Below are 20,121 nucleotides of genomic sequence, written 5' to 3' on the forward strand. Positions count from 1 at the left end.
GGCTACAGCGCCAGCGCCACGCAGATGCCGCCCATCGTGAGGTCCAGGCCGATGCACCACAGCGCGAGCGAGCGGTTCACCACCACGTCGCGGCGGTAGTGCACCACGTCCCACCCGGCGTGCGCGGCGAGGGCGAGGCCCGCGAGGGCCAGTCCGAGCCGTGGCTCCAGGAACAGGGCCGCCGTCGCGACCCCGAAGAAGCCGGCCATCGCGGCGGCCTGCGGCCACGTCGCGCGGCGTCCGCGGGCCAGCCCGATGCCGGCGAGGACCAGCCCCACCAGGACGAACGCGATCCAGCGCGGCGTGTCCAGCAGCTCGGACGCGACGGGGATCACGGACGCCAGGAGCGCGACGAGCCAGGCCGTCCAGCGGACGCCGGTCACGGCGGCGGCCAGGTAGCACAGCGTCGCGACGCCGATCGCGGTGGTCGGGTCCTCGGCGACGGCGTCCTGCCAGGTGCCGCCGACGATCGCCGTCCCACCCACCAGCAGGCCGAATCCCGTCAGCACGCCCAGCACGATCCAGGCGGTGTTGGTGGGCCAGGTCCCGGTCCACCGGCTCGGCCGCGGGGGGGCGGTCGTCTCGAACGTCTCGGCCATGGTCCCGTTCTCCCTGTCCCGGCGCTGCGGCGCCGTCGCGTCCAGATACCCGCTAGGGGTACCCAAGCACGCGCCGCCGGGCCGGCGGAACCACATTCGGCCACGGCCGAACCCGTGTCAGCCGTACAGATCCCTCTGGTGACCTGTACGTCTGACACGTCAGAGCGGGAAGGCGCGTGGGCGGGGGAGTGCCGCCTCGATCTGCGCCGCCAGCGCCAGCAGCGTGAGCTCGCCGCCCGGCCGGCCGACGATCTGCACCCCCATCGGCAGTCCGGCCGGCGCCTCGGCGGTGGGCGCGGTCCAGTGGGTCGGCACGGTGATCGCGGGGAGCCCGGCGACGTTGAGCATCGACGTGAAGGGCGTGTACTGGCACTGCTGCTCGAAGTTCCGCTCCGGGTCCTCGGCGTCGTACCACCCGATCGGCCGCGGGGTGAGCGCCAGCGCGGGGGTCACGACGGCGTCGTAGGCGCTGACCTGCGCCACGAGCGAGCGCTCGTAGCCGGTGAGCGTGCGCACCGCCTCGGCGAGCTGCCGCGCCGGGACCGTGCGGCCCGTGCGGATGAGCCACTGCGTCAGCGGTTCCAGCTTGTCCAGGGTCGCCGGGTCGTCGATCGGTACCGCCGACGCGCCGCCCATCCACAAGGTCCGGAACGCCGGTGCGTACTCGGGCGCCTCGGCCAGCACCGTCTGCTCGACCTCATGCCCGGCCCCGGCCAGCGCGCGCACCCCGGCGTCCAGCGCGGTTTGCGCCTCGGGGGACACGACGATGTCGTAGAACCCGTCCCAGGCCGACGAGGTGGTCACGCCGATGCGTGCTACCTCCGGACCGGCCAGGCCGGCGCCCTCCGGCAGGCGGGCGCGCTGCGCGGCCGCGAGGTAGGCCCCCGCGGCGTACGACGGCGCCCGCAGCGTGTACGGGTGCGCGACGCCGCCCCCGGCGCGGCGCGGGAGCATCGCCTCCAGCAGCAGCGCGGTGTCGGCGACGGTGCGCGCGATCGGCCCGTTCACGACCAGCCCACCCAGCGAGTCGACGCCGCTGCCCGCGGGCAGCAGCCCGCGCGTGGGCTTGAGGCCGACGACGCCGCAGGCCGCCGCAGGGATGCGGATCGACCCGCCGCCGTCGGACCCGGGCGCGAAGGGCAGCATGCCCGCCGCGACCGCGGCCGCCGCCCCGCCGCTGGAGCCGCCCGCCCCGCGGCCGAGGTCCCAGGGGGTGCGCGCCGGGGCGGCGCCGACCGGCTCGGTGTAGGCGGGGAAGCCGAGCTCCGGCGCGGCGGTCTTGCCGAGGCTGACGATCCCGGCGTCGTCGAGCACCTGCACGATCTCGTCGCTCTCCTCGGCCGGCGGCAGCCCTGCGAAGGCGCGCGACCCGAAGCCGGTCGGCACGCCGGCCCGGTTCCACAGGTCCTTGTCCCCCGTGGGCAGGCCCCACAGGCTGCCCGACGGCGGGGGCGTGCCCTCGTCCGGCCCCGCACCGTCGGGCCTCGAACCGCGCGACTCCTGGAGCTCGGCCGCCCGTTTCCGGGCCTGCTCGGGGGTGACCGTGGCGAAGGCGCCGACCGTGGGGTTCAGCCGCTCGATCCGGTCGAGGAAGTGCTCGGTGACCTCGGTGGGGGTGAGCTCTCCGGCGGCGAGAAGGTCGCGGAGCTCGACGGCGGTCCGCTCGTGCAGGGCATCCATCCCGCCAGGCTAGACGGTGTCTGACGAATCGCATTCAACGATGTGACCTGCACCGATGTCCAACGGTGCGGACAAATGGCGCTCCACGTATTTCCATTCTGCCGCGCAGAATGCGCTTCTCCGGCATATGTTCGTCCGGAGCTGTCACTTTGGTGCCGCGCCGTCACGGTGCGCCCGAGGTGCACAGAAATATCTCGAAGGGGGAGAGCACTATGACATTCTTCAATACGGCGCTCGTCGTGCCGAACGCGGTCGACTGGCTGGCGCCGCTCACGGACGCGCTCGGTGCGGTCGCGAGCTTCATCCCGAAGCTCCTCGTGTTCCTGGTGATATTCCTCATCGGGTACTTCATCGCCAAGGCGATCGCCCGGTTCGTGGGCATGATCCTCACGCGGGTCGGCTTCAACAAGGTGCTCGAGCGCGCGGGGGCGAACCGCCTCCTCGCCGGGTCGGGCATCGAGCCGATCGCGCTGCTCACGAAGATCATCTACTACTTCATCCTGCTCATCACGCTCCAGCTCGCGCTGAGCGCGTTCGGGCCCACCAACCCGGTGAGCGCGATCGTCAACCAGATCGTGGCGTGGCTCCCGAGCCTGGTCGTCGCGATCATCATCGTGGTTGTCGCGGGCGCCATCGCGAATGCGGTGAAGGACCTTCTCATGAACACCATGAGCCGCGTTTCCTACGGCCCGCTGGTGGCGAAGACGGTGTCCTTCTTCATCATCGCGCTGGGTGTTATCGCCGCCGTGAACCAGATCGGCATCGGCACGACCGTGACAATGCCCGTTCTCGTGGCATTCCTGGCCACGGTCGCCGGAATTCTCATCGTCGGTGTCGGCGGCGCGCTGATCGGCCCCATGCGGTCGCGCGTCGAGGGTTTCCTGGGCAATCTCTCGGACGGCGCCGCTGCCGCCGCGCCCGTCGCGGAACCGAACAACACGCCCGCCGTCGCACCCGGCACCGGGGGGTCGTTCGCCCCGCCGCGCGACATCTGATCGCCTGACCCGCACGACGCCGGGGTCGCACCGCCACGTGACGGTGCGACCCCGGCGTCGTGCCGTGCGGACTCAGTACTCGCGGTCGGCGGGGGCGCTGTCGTTCCAGTCGTGCCCGGTCGGGACCGACGTCACGCGCGTCCCGTCCGTCCCGGCCGACCAGTCCTTGTTGTCGGACGTCACCCGGGTGCCGTCCGTGCCGTACTCCCGGTCGGCGGCCGCGGCCGCCCCGGCGCCGAGCACCCCGGCGGCCGTCGTGAGCAGGGCCGCGGTACCAGCGGCGGTCACCCGTACGAGCTTGTTCATCGTGAACCTCCTTCGTGGCCGGAGGGACCGTCCCACCGGCCCGGTCCACGCTGCGTCAGGGGCGGACGCGGCTCAACGTCCTTTGGGTGAGGCCGAATGTCCGGCCCCCGGGCTCGCGTCCTCAGTCCCGGCTCAACAGCTCCCGCGCCTCGCCCAGCACCTCGGCGAGCCGCTCCAGGTCCGGGTCGTCCTCGGTCGGCTGGATCGCCACGGTGTCGGCGCCGGCCGCGCCGAACCGGCGCACGCCGTCGGCCAGCGCCAGGGCGTCGCCCCAGACGGCGTAGCCCGCGAGCCGTTCGTCGTCCCCCACGTCCTGGCCCCAGGTGGTGAGCTCGGCGCGCAGCCGCTCGGCGGCGCCGGGGCCCGTGCCGCCGGAGACGAACTGGACCACCGAGAAGTCCTCGGCCTGACGCCCGGCCGCTGCCCGGCCCTCGGCCACCCGCTCCAGCGCGGCCGGGAGCCCGACCAGGCCCACGGAACCCTCCAGCACCACACCGTCGCCCACCTCGCCCGCGAGGCGCAGCGACTTGGGCCCCGTCGCGGCGACCGGCACCCGCACGGGCCGGGCGGGCGGCCAGTCGAGCTTCACGTCGTCCAGGGTCACGTACCGGCCCGACGTCGTCACCCGCTCCCCCGCGAGCAGGGCGCGCAGCGTCGTCGCGTACTCGCTCATCAGGGTCAGGGGCGATGCCGCCTTCGCTCCCACCTGCGCCATCCAGGACTGCACGCCGTGCCCGATCCCGGGGACGAGCCGGCCCGGGAACATCCCGTCGACCGTGGCGACCTCCATCGCCGTGAGGGCGACGTTCCGCAGGGGCGTCGGCATCACGCCGATCCCGACGCGGACGTGGTCGGTCGCGGCCAGGATCGCGCTCGCGGCGGAGATCCCGCCGGTCTGGAAGCAGTCTTCCCAGAGCCAGATCTCCTCGATTCCCGCTGCCTCGACGACGCGGGCGAGCGGGATGACGCGGGACGGCGGGGTCGAGGGGCGGATGATGCACGCCAGTGTGGTCATGGCCACACGCTGTCACGGGGGTGCCGTCAGATCCAGCCCTTGCGCGCGGCGTGCCAGCCGAGCTGGATGCGCGTCGAGACGCCGGCGATGTCCATGAGCACCTTGACGCGGCGCTGCACCGTCCGCAGCGAGAGGCCGAGCTGGTTGGCCACCGACTGGTCCGTGAGGCCCACGAGCATGAGCCCGAGGATCCGGGCGTCCTGGTACTCGAGCTCGCCGCCGCCGTCCGGCTCGCCGGGCCGCGCGAACGGGGTGGCGTCCCGCCACACGGCCTCGAACAGGGCGATGAGGGCGTCGAGCAGCCCGGAGGGATGGATGATCAGTGCGCCCACCAGGTCAGGCGTGAGGTCGGAGTCCTCGGCGTCGACCACGGTCTGGATCGGCACGAACGCGAGCCGGCGGTCGATGATGAACAGCTTGATCGGCACCCGCTCGGAGAACCGCACCTCCTCGCCGTTGTCGATCGCGGCGGCGACGTCGTCCACGCGCATCATGCCGGTGTCCAGGAACACGCGGTCCACCACCACCCGGTACCGGACGCCGCGGGCGACGGCCTGGTCCTCGGCCGTGTTGTCCTCGGCGGACAGCACGAAGACGGGCGGCTTGGTGAACGACTCGACCGTCTCGCGCGCGCCGAGCTGGAGCTGCATGATGCGGTGCTTCACGGCCTCCGCCCCGCGCACCACGTCGACCACGTCGGTCGCCGGCCGCAGCGCCGACGAGCGCCGGAAGTCCTCCTCCAGCTCGATCAGCTCGACCTGCGCCGCGCGGATCTCGTCCTTGCGCCGGGCGAGCAGCGCGCCCAGCGCGATCTCGGGGGGAGCGGCCTGGAACCGGGAGTCGTCCGCGCTCTGCCGGGCCGCGAGGCCGTGGCTCTCCAGCGTGCGGAGCACGTCCAGGGCGTCGCCCGGGTCGCACCCGAGCCGGTGCGCCAGCTCCGCGGAGTCGAGCGAGGGTGAGGCCACGAGCTCGCGATACGCGAGCGACTGCGACTTGGTCAGGCCGAGCACGTCACTGAGCATGTCATCCTCCCGCCGGATGAATTTCACCGTGCCGTGGCGAGGATACGCCAGGGGTGCACTTCGATGCTTTTGTCCCGTCTGCGCTAGTGCGCGGGCCGGGTGGGCCGGGCCGGTTGGTAGCCTCCCGAACGTGAGCACCGAAGACGTGAGCTTCCTCGCCGACGGCGGCGAGCGGGTCGCGGGCCGCTGGTTCCTGCCGGACGGCGCCCCGGTCGGCGTCGTGGCCGTCGCGCCGGCCATGGCCATGCCGATGCGGTTCTACCGGCACACCGCCGCATGGCTCGCCGAGCGCGGGTTCGCGGTGCTCACGTTCTCCTACCGTGGCTCGGAGCCGGAGCTCTACGGCCCCCTGCGGGACTCCACGGTCACCGCCCTGGACTGGTACCACGACGCCGAGGCCGCCGCGCTGCACGCGCGCGCCCGGGCCGACGCCGACGGCGTCCCGCTCACCTGGGTCGGCCACTCGTTCGGCGGCCAGAGCCTCGGCTTCCTGGCCGACGTCGGCGTCGACCGCTGCGTCATGGTGACCTCGGGAACCGGCTGGCGGGGCAAGGCCGCGCCGCCCATCCGGACCTGGTCGCCTCTGCTCTGGCGCGTCATCGCGCCGACCGCGACGGCGCTGGTGGGCTACTACCCGGGCCGGCGGCTGCGGATCCTGGACGATCTGCCCGGCGGCGTCATGCGGCAATGGGGGCGCTGGTGCCTGCACCCGGACTACCTGTTCAGCGAGCTCCCCGAGCTGCGCGACCGGTTCGCCAAGGTCGAGACCCCGGTCGCCGCCCTGTGGACCGCCGACGACGAGCTGATCTCCCCGGAGTCGATCCGGTACTGGAGCCGCGAGTTCCCCGGCACCGAGGTGGAGCTCGTCGAGATGCGCGCCGCCGACCACGGCCTGACCCGCATCGGGCACTCGGGCTTCTTCCGCCCGAAGCGCGCGGTTCTCTGGGAGCAGATCCTGCTCCCGCGCCTGGCGCTCCGCGCCCCGGCGTGACTGCTCCGGTCGCCGCCTGACGTTTGGGCGGTTGCGAGTCGAACCGGGTTCGCGCCCTCCCCTTTGAGGCCCGGGTTTCTTCGCTTTGGCTGGCTCCAAAGCGAAGAAACCCGGGCCTCAAAGGGGAGTCCGTCGAGCCGCGCGACGTCGGACCGTCGCGCGAGAGCGCCCGTCAGAGGGGCCGGATCGTGCCCCGGAAGTGTCGCGTGCCCTTGCCGGACCGCCAGCCGTCGTACACGAAGCCGCTGGCCGGCTCGTTCCCGCTCGCCGAGCTCACCGAGCTCGCCGGGACGACGTCGGCCGCGTTCCGGATCGCGACGTCGACCGTGCTCGGCAGCAGGACCGGCCGGAAGAACTCGACCGTCCACTCGTACGCCTCGCCGCGCCGGGCCGGCCCGACCTCGGCCAGCGCCCGGGCTGCGGAGTACATCCCGTGCGCGATCGCCCGCGGGAACCCGAACGCCTTGGCGCCCAGGCTCGACGTGTGGATCGGGTTCTGGTCGCCCGACACCGCGCCGTAGGCCCGTCCGGTCCCGGAGCCGAGCTTCCAGCGCGCCGTCGGCAGGGGCGCCGTCCACTCCTCGCGCGGCGACTCCTCGGCCGGGGCCGCGCCGTCGGGCGCCGTGAAGCCCTTGGCGAGATAGGTCGAGACGCCCTGGTAGGCGAGGTCGCCGTCCACGAGCACCTCCGCGACCAGGTCCACCTGGACGCCGCGGCGGTGCGCCCGGGCGTCCTGCGCCCACGCCCGCACCTCGACGGTCTCGCCCAGCCGCACCGGGCGCAGCACCCGGGCCACGTTCTTCAGGTGCACCATGCCGAGCAGCGGCAGCGGGAAGTCGCCGCGCACCATCACGGCCGTGGCCAGCGGGAACGCCAGCACGTGCAGGAACCCGGCGGGCAGCACGTCCGACGACGGCTCCCCCAGCAGCTCCTGGTACGCGGTCAGGTGCGCCGCCTCGCCCGAGGTGTCCACCCGCGCGACGCGGTAGACCACCTCGGGCAGCCGCACCTCGCCCTTCGGGCGCTTGCCGGCGGACCCGGCGACGCCCTTCGTGAAGAGCCCGCCCAGCTTCGGCAGCGCGGGCAGCTCGGTCACGCCGTACGACGGCGGCGCCGTCGGCGCGCTCTCGCGACGTCCCGTCACTTGCCCACCATGTGCTGACCGCACACCCGCAGGGTCTGCCCGTTGATGCCGGACGCCGGCTCGGACGCGAGGAAGGAGATCGCCTCGGCGATGTCGACCGGCAGGCCGCCCTGGCCCAGCGACGGCATCCGGCGCGCCACGGTGCGGGTGAGCGCGGGGACCTTCGCGGTCATCTCGGTCTCGATCCACCCGGGCGCCACGGCGTTCGTGGTGCCACCGGTGGCCGCGAGCACCGGAGCGCCCGCGGCGGCGTTCGCGATGACGCCGGCCTTCGTGTAGCCGTAGTTGGTCTGCCCGCGGTTGCCGGCCAGGCCGGTGGTCGAGGCCAGCGAGACGATCCGCAGGCCCTCGACGCCGGCTGCGAGCAGGCGCTCGTTGATCTGGAGCTGAGCCGTGAGGTTCACGGCGATGACCGGGTCCCACTTGTCCGCCGTCATGTTGGCGAGCAGCTTGTCGCGGGTGATGCCGGCGTTGTGCACCAGGATGTCCAGGCCGCCGAGCGGCTTGGTGGCCGCCAGGATCTTGTCGGCCGCGTCGTCGGCGGTGATGTCGAGCTGGAGCGCGACACCACCGATCTCGTTCGCCACGGCCGCGAGCGACTCCCCGGCGGGCGGGACGTCGATCACGACCACCTTGGCGCCGTCCCGGGCCATGGTCCGGGCGATCGCCGCGCCGATGCCGCGCGCGGCGCCGGTGACGACGGCCACCTTGCCGGCCAGCGGGACCTCCCAGTCCACCGGGCCGGCGGCGTCGGACGGGCCGACGGGCAGCAGCTGGCCGTCCACGTACGCCGACTTGGCCGACAGGAAGAAGCGCAGCGTGGCCACGGCCGACGCGGAGTCGACGCCCGCTCCGTCCGTGAGCTGGATGCCGTTGGCCGTGGAACCGCCGCGCAGCTCCTTGCCGAGCGACCGGACCAGGCCCTCGACGCCGCCGCGGGTCGCGGCCAGGACCGGCGCGTCACCCTCGGCCACGGCGCGGGAGACGGTCACGACCCGGCCGTTGCCCGCCAGGCGCCGCAGCGTGCCGGCGACGGTGAGCACGGGGGCCGACACGGCCGCCGGCGTCTCGGCACCGGTCAGCACCAGCACGACGCCGCCGAACCGCTCGCCGTCGGCGGTCTCCGGGCTGCGGCGCACGTCGACGTCCCAGCCGGACAGGACCTTGGCCACGGCGTCGGCGTCGGCGGCCGAGGCGTCGTCGGACACCACCAGGACCGGGCCGACGGTGAGCGGGCTGCCGGGCCGGTAGCGCCGGAGGATGGCCGGCTGGGGCAGGCCCAGCTTCTTGAAGACGGGCTTGAGCGTCCCGTTGGCCAGGTTGAGATAGCTGTCGGTCACGATGTCCTCTTCGTTGCGGGGCGGTACGGGCGGGCTCAGACGGACTCGACCAGGGCGACCGCGCCCAGGCCGCCGGCTGCGCAGACCGAGATCAGCGCCCGTGCGGGCTGACCGGTCTCCTTGGCCTTCGCGGCGACCAGCTTGGCGGCGGTCGCGATGATGCGCCCACCGGTCGCGGCGAACGGGTGGCCCGCCGCGAGCGAGGAGCCGTTCACGTTGAGCCTGCTGCGGTCCACCTTGCCGAACGCGCCGTCGAGCCCGAGCTCCGTACGGCAGTATTCCTCGTCCTCCCACGCGGCCAGCGTGGTCAGCACCGTGGACGCGAACGCCTCGTGGATCTCGAAGAAGTCGATGTCGTCCAGGGTGAGGCCGTTGCGGGCCAGCAGGCGCGGGACCGCCGCGACCGGGGCCATGAGCAGGCCCTCGTGGCCGTGCACGAAGTCGACGGCCGCCGTCTCGGCGTCCACGAACTTGGCGAGGATCGGCAGCTCGCGCTCCTCCGCCCAGGTGCGGGACGCGAAGAGGACGGCGGAGGCGCCGTCGGTCAGCGGCGTCGAGTTGCCCGCGGTCATGGTGGCCGCGTCCTCGAGCTTGGCGCCGAACACCGGCTTGAGCTTGGCGAGCTTCTCGAGCGACGTGTCGGGGCGCAGGTTGTCGTCCCGGGTCAGACCCTTGAACGGCGTGACCAGGTCGTCGAAGAAGCCGGCCTCCCAGGCGCGGGCGAGGTTCTGGTGCGAGTTGTACGCGATCTCGTCCTGCGCCTCGCGGCTGATGCCCCACTTCGCCGTCGTGATCGCCTGGTGCTCGCCCATCGAGAGGTGGGTGCGCGGCTCGCCGGTGCTCGGGGTGGCGGGGGCCAGGTCCTTGGGCCGGATCTGGAGCAGCGCCTTGATCTTGGCCCCGGTGGTCTTGGCGTGGTTCGCGTCCAGGAGCGCGGCGCGCAGGCGGTCGCTGACCACGATCGGCGCGTCCGAGACGGTGTCGGTGCCGCCGGCGATCGCGGACTCGATCTGGCCGAGCTTGATCTTGTTCGTCACCGCGATGGCGGCCTCGAGGCCGGTGGCGCACGCCTGCTGCACGTCGTAGGCAGGGGTGGTCGGCGACAGGGAGGAGCCCAGCACGCTCTCCCGGATGAGGTTGAAGTTCTTGCTGTGCTTCAGCACGGCGCCGCCGACGACCTCGCCCAGGCGCTCGCCCTGCAGGCCGAAGCGGGCGACGAGCCCCTCCAGCGCCGCGGTGAACATGTCCTGGTTGCTGGTCCGCACGTACTTCTTGCCGGCGCGGGAGAACGGGATGCGGTTGCCGCCGATGATCACGGCTTCGCGCGTGGACGGGACGGGGGCGGGGGTAGTGGACACGTCGCTGTTCCTTCTCACTTCATCGTCGGGCAGAGGGCTTCGTTGGGACGAGCCTTGTCGAGACCAGGCCGGGCCGCGACCCGGTTCGCCCCGGGTGGTGCCCAGGACTCACAGTACCTGATACTCTCAGTCTCGTGAGACGAATCACAAGACCTCTAGCGAGTCAAGGTGGGGAGGCGGACCGATGAGCATCGGAGTCGACGGTCGTTCGACCCGCTGGGACGACCACCGCACGGCCCGTCGGGCAGAGCTCGTCCGCGCCGCGCGCAAGGCCGTGCACCGCCTGGGGCCTGCGGTCTCGATGGACGAGATCGCCGCCGCCGCAGGTACGTCCAAGTCGATCGTCTACCGGTACTTCGACGACAAGGCGGGCCTGCGGCTCGCCGTCGCGGAGACGGTCGTCATGCAGATGCACGACGCGCTGCGCGCCGCCGCGCAGCAGGCCGACAACCCGGAGATGGCGCTGCGCGAGATGGTGCGCGTCTACCTCGAGATGATCGAGAGCTCTCCGAACGTCTACTGGTTCGTCACCCGGACCGCGATCGGCGGCAACGAGCCCGCGCCCGTCGAGAGCGGCCGTCGCGGCCGCCGCGCGCCGGCACCCGCCGACGACGCCGGCGTGCCGAGCACCCCCGCCGACCTGCACCCGCTCGGTGCCTACCTCGACTCGGTGATCGAGCTCGTCGCGGAGCCGTTCGCGCGGGCCACCGACGTCCCCCCGGCGGACGCAGCGGCCTGGGCCGCGGGCGCCGTCGGCTTCGTGCGCGGCTCCGGTGAGTGGTGGCTCGGCCACCGCACCGTCGAGTCGACGCCGCTGACGCGGGAGCAGCTCACCGAACGCGTGACCCTCTGGCTCTGGACCGGGCCTGTGGGCGTGCTGCACAACCGCCCGGGCGCCACACCGGCGACCGCCTGATCCCGACCCACCCTCCCGACATCCAGAACCTGGCCCCCTGGCCGAACACCGAGGAGAACCGATGACGACCACCTCCGAGCCCGTGACCACCACCGCGGCGGCGCCACAGGCCGTGGCGCCCCAGCCCGAGGCGACCCGTCCGGCGTCGGGCACCCGTGTGGACGTGCCCGCCCTGGAGCAGATGCTGCTGGGCCGCTGGCCCGAGGAACGGTCCGAGGCCCGGCGGATGGTGGCCGCGCACCCCGAGCTCTGGAAGCAGGAGGGGATCACCAAGGAGGAGCACCGGGAGATCACGCTCGCCCAGATGAAGCAGATGGTGCCGTACGGCCAGGTGCTGCGGGCCTTCCCGAAGCGCCTCGGCGGCCGGGAGCAGGCCGGCGGCAACCTCGTCGGCTTCGAGGAGCTCGTCGCGGCCGACCCGTCGCTGCAGATCAAGGCGGGCGTGCAGTGGGGCCTCTTCGCCTCCGCGATCAACCACCTCGGCACCGAGGAGCAGAAGGACCGCCTGCTCCCCGGGGCGATGGACCTCAGCGTCCCGGGCGCGTTCGCGATGACCGAGACGGGTCACGGTTCCGACGTCGCCGCCATCGGCACCACCGCGACGTACGACCCGGAGACCGAGGAGTTCGTGATCAACACCCCGTTCCGCGGGGCGTGGAAGCAGTACCTCGGCAACGCGGCGAAGCACGGCGTGGCCGCGACGGTGTTCGCACAGCTGATCACCAACGGCGTGGACCACGGCGTGCACTGCTTCTACGTGCCGATCCGGGACCCGCAGACGCTGGAGTTCCTGCCCGGCGTGGGCGGCGAGGACGACGGCCAGAAGGGTGGCCTCAACGGCATCGACAACGGCAAGCTGCACTTCACGGACGTGCGGGTGCCGCGCCGCGACCTCCTGGCCCGGTACGGCCAGGTCGCCGCGGACGGCACCTACACCTCGTCGATCGACAGCCCCGGCCGCCGCTTCTTCACGATGCTCGGCGCACTCGTGCAGGGTCGCGTCTCGCTCGACGGCGCGGCGATCACAGCGGCGAAGATCGGCCTCGCGATCGCCACGAAGTACGCCGAGCAGCGTCGCCAGTTCTCGCCCGCGACCGGCGCCGACGAGCTGACGCTGCTGGACTACGCGACGCACCGGCGCCGGCTCTTCCCCCGCATCGCCGAGGCGTACGCGATGCACTTCGCGCACGACGAGCTGCTGGACCTGTTCGACGACGTGTTCTCGGGCCGCGAGGACACCCCGGCCAAGCGCGAGGACCTGGAGACGACGGCGGCGGCGCTCAAGGCGACGTCCACCTGGTACTCCCTCGACACGCTGCAGGAGTGCCGCGAGGCCTGCGGCGGCGCCGGCTTCCTCTCCGAGAACCGGTTCACCGGGCTGCGCGCGGACCTCGACATCTACGCCACGTTCGAGGGCGACAACCACGTGCTCCTCCAGCTCGCGGCCAAGCGCCTGGTGGGGGACTACGGCAAGAAGATGGCGCGGGCCGCGAAGTCCCCGGCGGGCATGGCGGGCATCGTAGCCGGGCAGGCCCGCGACGCGGTGCTGCACAAGACCCCGCTGCGCCGGCTCGGCCAGTCGGTGGCCGACGGCGGCGGCGCGCGCTCCGCGGGTCGTCTGCTCGACGCCGAGGTGCAGCGCGGCCTGATCGCCGGCCGCTACGAGGGCATGGTCGCGGCCACCGCGATGGGCATGCGCCCGGCGCTCAAGGCCGACCCGGTCAAGGCGCAGGAGATCTTCGACGACAACCAGGTCAGCCTCATCGGGTCCGCCGCCGCGTGGGCCGAGCTCGTGCGCTGGGACGCGTTCACGAAGGCCATCGGCACGGTGTCCGACCCTGGCAACCGCAAGGTGCTGACGCTGCTGCGCGACATCTACGGGCTCACAACGATCGAGCGGCACCTCGACTGGCACCTGACCAACGGCCGCATCTCGACGGGGCGCGCCAAGGCCGTCACGGCGACGATCGACCGCCTGCTCAAGGCGCTGCGCCCGCACGTGCTCGACGTCATCGACGCCTGGGGCTTCTCGCAGGAGCACCTCCGCGCGCCGATCGCCGACGGCTCCGAGAAGGTGCGTCAGGACGAGGCGCGCGCGTACTACCGCGAGCTGCGCGCGAGCGGCACGGCGCCGGTCAGCGAGAAGGAGCTGCGCAAGCAGCAGGCCAAGCAGACGCGCTAGGGCCGGGACCACCTCGCCGCACTACGCCGGCGAGGCGGTCACGACCAGCGGGTCACGCGGCGTCCGGCACCGCGGCCACGACCGGCACCGGGAGCTGCTGCACCGGGACCGGCTCGGCCTCGGCGTCGGGCTCCTCGTTGTCGGCGGGGCGCGCGAGCGGACCGCTGAGGGTGATCGGGGCGTCCGGGGCGGGCGCCGGTTCGGGTATCGCGCGGACCACGACGAAAGTGCCCGCCAGCCCCAGGAGGGCGGCGAGCACTGCGAGCGGTACGAGCTGATAGGCGAGCGTCATTCCGAGCAGCGTGCCGACGCCTACCGCGACGGACGATCCGAGAACGAGTACGCGGGTCATCTGGAGCCTCCCTGCCAAGGTGTCTCCGAGGAGAAATTGCCTGACCCCAGGGGGGAACTCTGTGGTGCCGCACTCCGGAGGACGCCCCTCGGGCGTCTGGGGGCGCACGAAGAGCATGTACTGGGGCCCGGCCGAGCTGGGGCTCATCAGATTGTTCGTGGCGAGCCTGCCTCGCCGCTTTTCCAGGAAACCCCAACCTGCGCGGCTCCGCACCCCGAACAGCACAGGTCCTGGTCACGACTGGGTCACGGCTCCGTACGGGCCGCTCCGCTCACACCGGGTTGCAGTGCGCGGTGGCGGTGAGGATCAGGCCGACGTCGGGCCGCCAGGGCTCCAGGTTCCACGTCTCCTTGTCCATGGCGCCCACGGCGTGGCACACGAGCTGGTGCTCCATCGTGTCGCTGTCCGCCTCCGGCTCGGCGGCCACGAGCTGGGTGCGGATCAGGTCCAGGCCGGCCTCTCCGGCGCGCCGGGCCCAGTCCGCCGGGTCGACGGCGAGGGACCGTCCACCCTCGTTCTCGCCCCAGGTGGTGCTCTCGATCGCCTCGGTGCCGACCACGAACGTCACGGTCACCGGTTCGGTGCGCGCCGTCTGCCCGCCGGTCCCGGAGGTCGCCGTGCGGTCGTCGATCCTCAGCCTGGCCTGGGTCGCGTCGATGTCGGTCACCTCGATGCGCGGCGCGTCCTCGGCGTCGGACGGCGGTTCCGGCGGGGCGATCGCCGCGACGGGCGTGCCGTTGCCGTCGAGCACGGAGATGCTCCCGTCGGTGTCGACGTCGAGCGCGCCGGGCGAGGTCAGGGAGAGCCGGGCGGAGCCCTCGGGGCCGAGGGAGAGCGTGACCGTCCGGGTGCCCGGCCCGAGCTCGTCCTCCCGCACGTCGGCAGCCTTCCGCGAGCTGACGTCCAGGACGACGTCGCCGACGGTGACGGTGCTGGTCCGTGCCTTCGGCCCGGTGCCGCCCTGCTCGGACGGCGGCGCCGACGTCGATGTCGGTGACGGCTGCGATGCTGTCGCCGTCGGGTCACCGGCCCCGTCCGAACCCTGGGCGCGCTCGATCAGGCTGCACCCGCCCACGGCGAGGACGGCCGCGAGCGCGGCGCACGCGGCAAGGGGAGAGGCGACGGCCCGGCGGATCTGCACGTGCCCATTGTGCGGGGTGGCGGCCGTGTGGAGGTGGGCCCGGGTCGGCGTGCCGGGTGGCGCGCCTCGACCTCACCCCCTACAGTTAGAACATGCGTTCGAACAATGTGCTGGTGACTCGCGGTCCGGCCGACGTGCCGGACCAGTCTCCGCGTGGTGCGTCCGTGCCGCGCGAGTCGGGGTTCGCGAGCGGTTTCGCGAACCTTTCCGAGGCGGTCGACGCCGTGGCGGCGATCGACTCCCTGCTCTCCTCGCTCGCGGCCTCGCGCGCCGTGCTGATGGAGTCGGTCCGGGAGTGGGTGGCCGACCAGCCCGACCTGTTCGACGCCCCCGAGGTCGAGGCGGACGACCTCGCGGGCCTGGCGCCCGAGCTCGTCGAGCGGCTGGCCACGGCGCTCCGGGTGCCGGAGAGCTCGGCGGTCGCGCTCATCGAGGAGTCCCGGGCGCTGGTGCACGAGCACCCGCGCACGCTCGCCGCGCTGCGCGGAGGGCACATCACGCACGCGCACGCGCAGACGATCCTCGGATACACGGACGGGCTGCGGCGGGGCAACCGGGTGGCCCTGGAGACCCGCCTCCTCAAGCATGCGCGCACCACGACGCCCGGTGGGCTGAGCCTGGTGGCGCGGGCCGAGCGGGAGCGGCGGCTGCGTCCCGTGCGGAGGGCTGAGCCGCAGGTCGCGACGCCCGCCGAGCGTCGGTCCCGGCGTCAGCGGGTCAGCGCCTTCCCCACAGGTCGTCCCACGCCGTGAAGGCCTCGTCGGTGTGCCGGTTCGGCTGCTGGCCACCGGCGGGTGCCTGGCCGCCCCAGGCCGGGGCGTCCCACACCGGCGCGGACGGGGGCGGCTGCTCCTGACCGCCGCCCTGAGGAGCGCCCTGTGCGGTGTCGTACGGGGCCCAGTGCTGCTCGCCGTACGGCGAGCCCGGCTGCTCGCCGGACGCGCCGGCGCCGTACCCGGGGGTGGCCGGGTAGTCCTGGTCGTACGGGGCGTCGTAGCCCCCGGGCGGCGTTGCCGGCTGCGTGGGCTGGTGCGGTTCCAGCCAGGGCTGCGCCGACTCCGTCTGTCCGGTCCAGAGGGGTGCGGCCGGGTACTCCTGCGACCACGGCCGGTCCAGGGCGCTGGGCGTCTGGTACGACTGGGCGCCGTCGTCCCGGGTGTCACCGTGCCGGCCGCCGTAGGCAGGTTCGGCACGGTTCGGGGAGTCGTAGGCCTGTTCGCCGAAGTGGCTCTGCGCGACATAGGGGGTCTGGCCGAACGCGTCCTCCCGCCCGGGCGTCGGCGGGAGCGACGGGTAGCCGTCGTCGTTCCGCCGCGGCGCCGAGACCGCCGCGAACGTGGTCGTGGCCAGGTACTGCTCGAACGGGACGTCGAAGGTCTCGTCGTGCGACCAGGACGAGTCCCACGGTTCGGCGGCCGGGACCGGGGCGGCCCGCCGGCCGTCGTCGGGCATCGGGGGCAGGCGGATCTCGCCCGAGCTGTGCCGTACGCGGTCGTGCATCTGCCCCACCCAGTTCAGGGCGAGCTCGAAGCGCATGGTGCCGAGGCCGTCCACACCCAGCTCACCGCCGAGCGCGGGGTGCGGGTTGAACGTGTACACGTCCTCCTCGCCCAGCCGGATGCCGCGGCTCCGGGCGTCACGGACCAGGTCGTCCATGAGGTACGTGGCGCGCCCTTCGGCGGACTCGAGCTCCGCGTACATGGTCACGGCGGAGTTCCAGCGCAGCTCGAGCGTGCCTTCGACCGTGTCCAGGAACCACCATCCGTCCAGTGACTCCAGGAAGATGTCGCCGAAGCAGGTGGCGAAGCGCGGGGTCTGTTCGCGGATCCCCATCCAGTGCCACGAGGCCAGCCCGAACTCGAAGGAAACCTTCGGGAAAGTCCGGAGCAGCTTCATGTCCGAATGAAACCACTTTCGGGTAAACGTCGGGAACCCCTACGTGACATCTTTGTTTCACCCTTAACGGGACGGGTCCCGGCCGGTCACGCCAGACCCGACTGGTAGGCGAACACCACGAGCTGGGCCCGGTCGCGCGCCGAGAGCTTGATCATCGCGCGCGACACGTGCGTGCGGGCTGTGGCCGGGCTGAGCACCAGCTCCTCGGCGATCTCGTGGTTGCTCATCCCCTGCGCGACGAGGCCCACCACCTCGCGTTCACGTTCCGTGAGGTCGCCGATCCGCGGGTGCGGTTCCAAGGCACGCGGCGACGCCGCGGTGAACTCCCGGATGAGGGTCCGGGTGGCCGACGGCGCGAGCAGCGCCCCGCCGTCGTGCACGGTGCGGATCGCGGTGACGAGCTCAGCAGGCGGGGTGTTCTTGAGCAGGAATCCGCTCGCCCCGGCGCGCAGCCCGTCGACGACGTACTGGTCGTGCTCGAACGTCGTCAGCACCACGACGCGCGTCGCGGCGAGGCCGGGGTCCTCGGCGATGCGCCGCGTCGCCTCGATGCCGTCGATGCCGGGCATCCGGATGTCCATCAGCACCACGTCCGGCCGCAGGCGCCTGGCCTCGGCCACGGCGGCGATGCCGTCGGCGGCCTCGCCCGCGACCGTCGTGTCCGCCTCGCCCGCGATGAGCGCGCGCAGGCCCATGCGGACCAGGTCCTGGTCGTCGACCAGCAGCACCGAGATCATGCGACACCTCCCGCGGGCAGCGCCGCCCGCACCTCGAACGACTCGTCGACGGGACCGGCGTCGAGCCGCCCGCCCAGGGACTCGACCCGGTGCCGCATCCCGGTGATGCCGAACCCGGCGACGAACGCGGCACCGGACGGGCGCGGGTTGCACACCGCGAGCCGGACTCCGTCCGGCTCGTACGCCACCTCGACCCGCGCGGCCGATCCGACCCCGTGCTTGACCACGTTGGTCAGCGACTCCTGGAGCACCCGGTAGGCGGCGAGGTCGACGGCGTCCGGCAGCGGCCGGGGCGTGCCGGTGACCGCGAGGTCCACCGCGATCCCCGCGGACCGGACACGCTGCGCGAGCACCTCCAGGTTGGCGAGCCCCGCGGTCGGCGCCCGCTCGGGGCCGGCCCCGGAGCCGGGCCGGATGTCCGCCAGCGTGGTGCGCAACTCCGTCAGCGCCTCGTTCGCGGCCCGGGAGATGGCCTCCAGGGCGGCGGTCGCGTCGTCGGGCCGGCCCAGGTGGAGGGCGATGTCGGCCTGCATCTGGATGGCGGCCAGCCCGTGCCCCACCACGTCGTGCACCTCGTGTGCGAGCCGCAGCCGCTCGTCGTCGCGGGCCTGCTGCTCCGCGGCGGCGTGCTGCGCCGACCGGGCCTCGTCCCACGTGCGCCGCGCGACGCCGATGCTGAACGGCACCGCGACGAAGGCGCTCGCGGGCACGAGGCCGGCGGGGGCGCCCAGCCCGGCCGGGTGCGTGAAGACGGGGATCACGAGGAGCGCGAGCGTCGCCGCCGCCCAGACCAGGGCGGGGCGGAGCGGGCGCCGTCGGGCCAGGGAGTAGACCGCCACCGCCAGGCACAGCATCACCGGGCCGTACGGGAAGGCGAGCAGCAGGTAGCCGACCGTGGCGGCCGTGACCACGCCCAGCGTGGGCACGGGCCGGCGCGTCCGGAACAGCGTCCCGGCTGCCGCGACCACCGCCAGGGTGTAGCCGAGCGCGTCGACGGGCCGGTCCACCGCCGACGAGCCGTCCAGGAACGGCAGGCTCACGAGCACCAGCGCCGTCAGCACCGCGCTCACACCGACGTCGACCAGACGCAGCCTTCCCATGTCTCACCTCCGGCCCCACTGTGCCCGACAGGCCCACTGTGTCCGACGCCGGACGCCGCGTCACCCCCTACGGGTCGTAGCCGGGCGTACGTCGCGGGGCGTAGGCCGGGCCGTCCGGCGCCGCCGGCGAGCGCAGCACGGTTGCCGCCCCACGGCCGATCCGGGACCGGGCCGGGGCCGGGACGCTGGGCAGGTGGGCGCCGGTCGGGCACCCGGGGGAAGGGACAGGATCATGAGTCGCAGGGGATCGGCCGCCATGACGCTGCCGCCGCGCGTCCGGAAGGCCGTGCTCACCGTGCACATCGTGTCCGCGGGCGCGTGGATCGGCATCGACGTGCTCGTCGCGGTGCTCGCCGGGATCGGGCTCGGCGGCGGCTCGGACGCCGTCCGCGGGCTGGCCCTGCGCGCCCTCGCCGAGTTCGTGGTGACGCCCATGCTGGTCTCGGCGCTGGTCTGCCTCGGCTCCGGCGTGCTCCTCGGCCTCGCGACCAGGTGGGGCCTGGTGCGCTACTGGTGGGTGGCGGTCAAGCTCGTGACGAACCTGGTGCTGTGCACCCTGATCCTGGTGGCCCTGCGGCCCGGCCTGCCCGACGTCGGCGCGGCCGGCGGCGCGATCGAGGCCGGCCAGGTCCCGGCCACCGACCTCTCGTTCCTCGTCTTCCCGCCCACGGTGTCGCTCACGGCCCTCGCGGTGGCCACCGTGCTGTCCGTCTACAAGCCCTGGGGCCGGGTGCGGGGGCAGACACCGCGCCGAGCGGGCGGGCCGGTGGGGCGCCGGGCGGGCGGCCGCGCGCGGCGCGTACCCGCGGGAGTGTCAGGGGCACGGCCTACCGTTTCGGCATGAGCATCGACGTACGGGACGCCGTCCCCGCGGAGTACGAGGCGATCGGCGGGATCGTCGTCGCGGCGTTCTTCGCCGACGGTCAGCTCGACGCGCCCGACTCCGCCTTCTACGCCGACGTCCTGCGGGACGTGGGCGCTCGCGCGGACGCGGCGGAGATCGTCGTCGCGCTGGACGACGGCGCGGTGGTGGGCGGCGTGACGTTCGTGCCCCGCGGCGGCCCCATGGCCGACATCGCGCGGGACGGCGAGGCGGAGATCCGCATGCTCGGCGTCGCGCCGGACGCGCAGGGGCGCGGCGCCGGGACCGCGCTGATGCGGGAGTGCCTGGCGCGGGCGGCGCGCAACCGGGACTCCGGCACGCGCCGGGTCGTGCTCTCGACGCAGACGGTCGCGCACGGCTCGCACCGGCTCTACGAGCGCCTCGGCTTCGTGCGCGAGCCCGGGCGCGACTGGTCGCCCGTGCCCGGCGTGGACCTGCTCTGCTACACGCTCGACCTGTAGGGG

At 73.4% G+C, this 20,121-nt stretch carries 20 protein-coding genes; 7 read left to right on the forward strand and 13 right to left on the reverse strand.

All coding sequences use genetic code 11. From position 1 onward, the window contains the following. Nucleotides 1–2: 2 nt before the first annotated feature. Nucleotides 3–599 (reverse strand): hypothetical protein, encoded by a 597-nt coding sequence (locus ACZ7LE_RS02055; protein ID WP_470401729.1) that lies wholly within the window; start codon nt 597–599, stop codon nt 3–5. A 159-nt stretch (nt 600–758) separates the two neighbouring features. Next, nucleotides 759–2,279, reverse strand: a complete 1,521-nt coding sequence (locus ACZ7LE_RS02060; RefSeq protein ID WP_470401730.1) for an amidase — start codon at nt 2,277–2,279, stop codon at nt 759–761. Between the two features lie 110 nt (nt 2,280–2,389). Between ACZ7LE_RS02060 and ACZ7LE_RS02065 the strand changes: the two genes are divergently transcribed. After that, nucleotides 2,390–3,274, forward strand: a complete 885-nt coding sequence (locus tag ACZ7LE_RS02065; RefSeq protein ID WP_470401731.1) for a membrane protein — start codon at nt 2,390–2,392, stop codon at nt 3,272–3,274. 72 nt (nt 3,275–3,346) lie between these two features. Here ACZ7LE_RS02065 and ACZ7LE_RS02070 read toward each other — a convergent pair whose 3' ends face one another. The 3 genes from ACZ7LE_RS02070 to ACZ7LE_RS02080 all read right to left on the reverse strand — a co-directional run bounded on the left by ACZ7LE_RS02070 (nt 3,347) and on the right by ACZ7LE_RS02080 (nt 5,617). Further along, entirely contained in the window at nt 3,347–3,580 is a 234-nt protein-coding gene (locus tag ACZ7LE_RS02070; RefSeq protein WP_470401732.1) for a hypothetical protein, read from the reverse strand. A 121-nt stretch (nt 3,581–3,701) separates the two neighbouring features. Continuing rightward, on the reverse strand, nt 3,702–4,595 hold the full coding sequence (locus ACZ7LE_RS02075) for an LLM class flavin-dependent oxidoreductase (protein ID WP_470401733.1): 894 nt from the start codon (nt 4,593–4,595) through the stop codon (nt 3,702–3,704). 26 nt (nt 4,596–4,621) lie between these two features. Further along, entirely contained in the window at nt 4,622–5,617 is a 996-nt protein-coding gene (locus ACZ7LE_RS02080) for a helix-turn-helix domain-containing protein (RefSeq protein ID WP_470401734.1), read from the reverse strand. A gap of 130 nt (nt 5,618–5,747) precedes the next feature. On the opposite strand from ACZ7LE_RS02080, the gene ACZ7LE_RS02085 reads away from it, so the two are divergent. Next, complete coding sequence (locus ACZ7LE_RS02085; protein ID WP_470401735.1) at nt 5,748–6,608, forward strand: alpha/beta hydrolase family protein; 861 nt, start codon at nt 5,748–5,750, stop codon at nt 6,606–6,608. 172 nt (nt 6,609–6,780) lie between these two features. On the opposite strand, the gene ACZ7LE_RS02090 is transcribed toward ACZ7LE_RS02085, so the two are convergent. Genes ACZ7LE_RS02090 through ACZ7LE_RS02100 form a run of 3 tightly spaced genes read right to left on the reverse strand, consistent with a single transcriptional unit; the run spans nt 6,781 to nt 10,450 of the window. Then, nucleotides 6,781–7,752, reverse strand: coding sequence for a MaoC family dehydratase (locus ACZ7LE_RS02090; RefSeq protein WP_470401736.1), 972 nt, complete (start codon nt 7,750–7,752; stop codon nt 6,781–6,783). Continuing rightward, on the reverse strand, nt 7,749–9,092 hold the full coding sequence (locus ACZ7LE_RS02095) for a 3-oxoacyl-ACP reductase (RefSeq protein ID WP_470401737.1): 1,344 nt from the start codon (nt 9,090–9,092) through the stop codon (nt 7,749–7,751). The genes ACZ7LE_RS02090 and ACZ7LE_RS02095 overlap by 4 nt, the downstream gene beginning before the upstream one ends. Before the next feature lie 35 nt (nt 9,093–9,127). Further along, nucleotides 9,128–10,450: an acetyl-CoA C-acetyltransferase gene (locus tag ACZ7LE_RS02100; RefSeq protein ID WP_470401738.1), complete on the reverse strand. Its 1,323-nt coding sequence runs from the start codon at nt 10,448–10,450 to the stop codon at nt 9,128–9,130. A 184-nt stretch (nt 10,451–10,634) separates the two neighbouring features. Between ACZ7LE_RS02100 and ACZ7LE_RS02105 the strand changes: the two genes are divergently transcribed. Next, the gene (locus ACZ7LE_RS02105; protein ID WP_470401739.1) at nt 10,635–11,366 is read left to right on the forward strand and encodes a TetR/AcrR family transcriptional regulator; all 732 of its coding nucleotides are present in this window, start codon (nt 10,635–10,637) and stop codon (nt 11,364–11,366) included. Between the two features lie 61 nt (nt 11,367–11,427). Beyond that, complete coding sequence (locus ACZ7LE_RS02110) at nt 11,428–13,548, forward strand: acyl-CoA dehydrogenase family protein (RefSeq protein WP_470401740.1); 2,121 nt, start codon at nt 11,428–11,430, stop codon at nt 13,546–13,548. A gap of 52 nt (nt 13,549–13,600) precedes the next feature. On the opposite strand, the gene ACZ7LE_RS02115 is transcribed toward ACZ7LE_RS02110, so the two are convergent. Together ACZ7LE_RS02115 and ACZ7LE_RS02120 are read right to left on the reverse strand one after the other, a co-directional pair. Further along, nucleotides 13,601–13,900, reverse strand: a complete 300-nt coding sequence (locus ACZ7LE_RS02115) for a hypothetical protein (RefSeq protein WP_470401741.1) — start codon at nt 13,898–13,900, stop codon at nt 13,601–13,603. Nucleotides 13,901–14,171: 271 nt separating this feature from the next. Then, nucleotides 14,172–15,041, reverse strand: a complete 870-nt coding sequence (locus ACZ7LE_RS02120; protein ID WP_470401742.1) for a DUF2599 domain-containing protein — start codon at nt 15,039–15,041, stop codon at nt 14,172–14,174. 92 nt (nt 15,042–15,133) lie between these two features. Here ACZ7LE_RS02120 and ACZ7LE_RS02125 point away from each other — a divergent pair, with 92 nt between their 5' ends. Beyond that, complete coding sequence (locus ACZ7LE_RS02125) at nt 15,134–15,793, forward strand: hypothetical protein (RefSeq protein ID WP_470401743.1); 660 nt, start codon at nt 15,134–15,136, stop codon at nt 15,791–15,793. Here ACZ7LE_RS02125 and ACZ7LE_RS02130 read toward each other — a convergent pair. The 3 genes from ACZ7LE_RS02130 to ACZ7LE_RS02140 all read right to left on the reverse strand — a co-directional run bounded on the left by ACZ7LE_RS02130 (nt 15,759) and on the right by ACZ7LE_RS02140 (nt 18,774). Next, nucleotides 15,759–16,937 carry a T6SS immunity protein Tdi1 domain-containing protein gene (locus ACZ7LE_RS02130; protein ID WP_470401744.1) on the reverse strand — a complete coding sequence of 393 codons (1,179 nt, stop codon included), beginning with the start codon at nt 16,935–16,937 and terminating at the stop codon, nt 15,759–15,761. The two genes, ACZ7LE_RS02125 and ACZ7LE_RS02130, sit on opposite strands and share 35 nt — an antisense overlap. An 86-nt stretch (nt 16,938–17,023) precedes the next feature. Continuing rightward, nucleotides 17,024–17,674, reverse strand: a complete 651-nt coding sequence (locus tag ACZ7LE_RS02135) for a response regulator (protein WP_470401745.1) — start codon at nt 17,672–17,674, stop codon at nt 17,024–17,026. After that, nucleotides 17,671–18,774, reverse strand: a complete 1,104-nt coding sequence (locus ACZ7LE_RS02140) for a sensor histidine kinase (protein ID WP_470401746.1) — start codon at nt 18,772–18,774, stop codon at nt 17,671–17,673. Before ACZ7LE_RS02140 ends, ACZ7LE_RS02135 begins: the two co-directional genes overlap by 4 nt. 232 nt (nt 18,775–19,006) lie before the next feature. On the opposite strand from ACZ7LE_RS02140, the gene ACZ7LE_RS02145 reads away from it, so the two are divergent. Together ACZ7LE_RS02145 and ACZ7LE_RS02150 are read left to right on the forward strand one after the other, a co-directional pair. Then, on the forward strand, nt 19,007–19,618 hold the full coding sequence (locus ACZ7LE_RS02145; protein WP_470401747.1) for a hypothetical protein: 612 nt from the start codon (nt 19,007–19,009) through the stop codon (nt 19,616–19,618). Further along, nucleotides 19,615–20,118: a GNAT family N-acetyltransferase gene (locus tag ACZ7LE_RS02150; protein WP_470401748.1), complete on the forward strand. Its 504-nt coding sequence runs from the start codon at nt 19,615–19,617 to the stop codon at nt 20,116–20,118. Before ACZ7LE_RS02145 ends, ACZ7LE_RS02150 begins: the two co-directional genes overlap by 4 nt. The last annotated feature ends 3 nt before the right edge of the window (nt 20,119–20,121 follow it).

Source organism: Promicromonospora sp. NPDC110617, assembly GCF_055598465.1.

Bases quoted from the DNA above. Each gene is read 5' to 3' on its own strand.
- ACZ7LE_RS02135 (WP_470401745.1), bottom strand. From the start codon at position 17,674: ATGATCTCGGTGCTGCTGGTCGACGACCAGGACCTGGTCCGCATGGGC.
- ACZ7LE_RS02115 (WP_470401741.1), bottom strand. From the start codon at position 13,900: ATGACCCGCGTACTCGTTCTCGGATCGTCCGTCGCGGTAGGCGTCGGC.
- ACZ7LE_RS02065 (WP_470401731.1), top strand. From the start codon at position 2,390: ATGCGCTTCTCCGGCATATGTTCGTCCGGAGCTGTCACTTTGGTGCCG.
- ACZ7LE_RS02075 (WP_470401733.1), bottom strand. From the start codon at position 4,595: ATGACCACACTGGCGTGCATCATCCGCCCCTCGACCCCGCCGTCCCGC.
- ACZ7LE_RS02110 (WP_470401740.1), top strand. From the start codon at position 11,428: ATGACGACCACCTCCGAGCCCGTGACCACCACCGCGGCGGCGCCACAG.
- ACZ7LE_RS02070 (WP_470401732.1), bottom strand. From the start codon at position 3,580: ATGAACAAGCTCGTACGGGTGACCGCCGCTGGTACCGCGGCCCTGCTC.
- ACZ7LE_RS02105 (WP_470401739.1), top strand. From the start codon at position 10,635: ATGAGCATCGGAGTCGACGGTCGTTCGACCCGCTGGGACGACCACCGC.
- ACZ7LE_RS02080 (WP_470401734.1), bottom strand. From the start codon at position 5,617: ATGCTCAGTGACGTGCTCGGCCTGACCAAGTCGCAGTCGCTCGCGTAT.
- ACZ7LE_RS02150 (WP_470401748.1), top strand. From the start codon at position 19,615: ATGAGCATCGACGTACGGGACGCCGTCCCCGCGGAGTACGAGGCGATC.
- ACZ7LE_RS02140 (WP_470401746.1), bottom strand. From the start codon at position 18,774: ATGGGAAGGCTGCGTCTGGTCGACGTCGGTGTGAGCGCGGTGCTGACG.
- ACZ7LE_RS02145 (WP_470401747.1), top strand. From the start codon at position 19,007: ATGAGTCGCAGGGGATCGGCCGCCATGACGCTGCCGCCGCGCGTCCGG.
- ACZ7LE_RS02060 (WP_470401730.1), bottom strand. From the start codon at position 2,279: ATGGATGCCCTGCACGAGCGGACCGCCGTCGAGCTCCGCGACCTTCTC.
- ACZ7LE_RS02130 (WP_470401744.1), bottom strand. From the start codon at position 16,937: ATGAAGCTGCTCCGGACTTTCCCGAAGGTTTCCTTCGAGTTCGGGCTG.
- ACZ7LE_RS02055 (WP_470401729.1), bottom strand. From the start codon at position 599: ATGGCCGAGACGTTCGAGACGACCGCCCCCCCGCGGCCGAGCCGGTGG.
- ACZ7LE_RS02125 (WP_470401743.1), top strand. From the start codon at position 15,134: ATGCGTTCGAACAATGTGCTGGTGACTCGCGGTCCGGCCGACGTGCCG.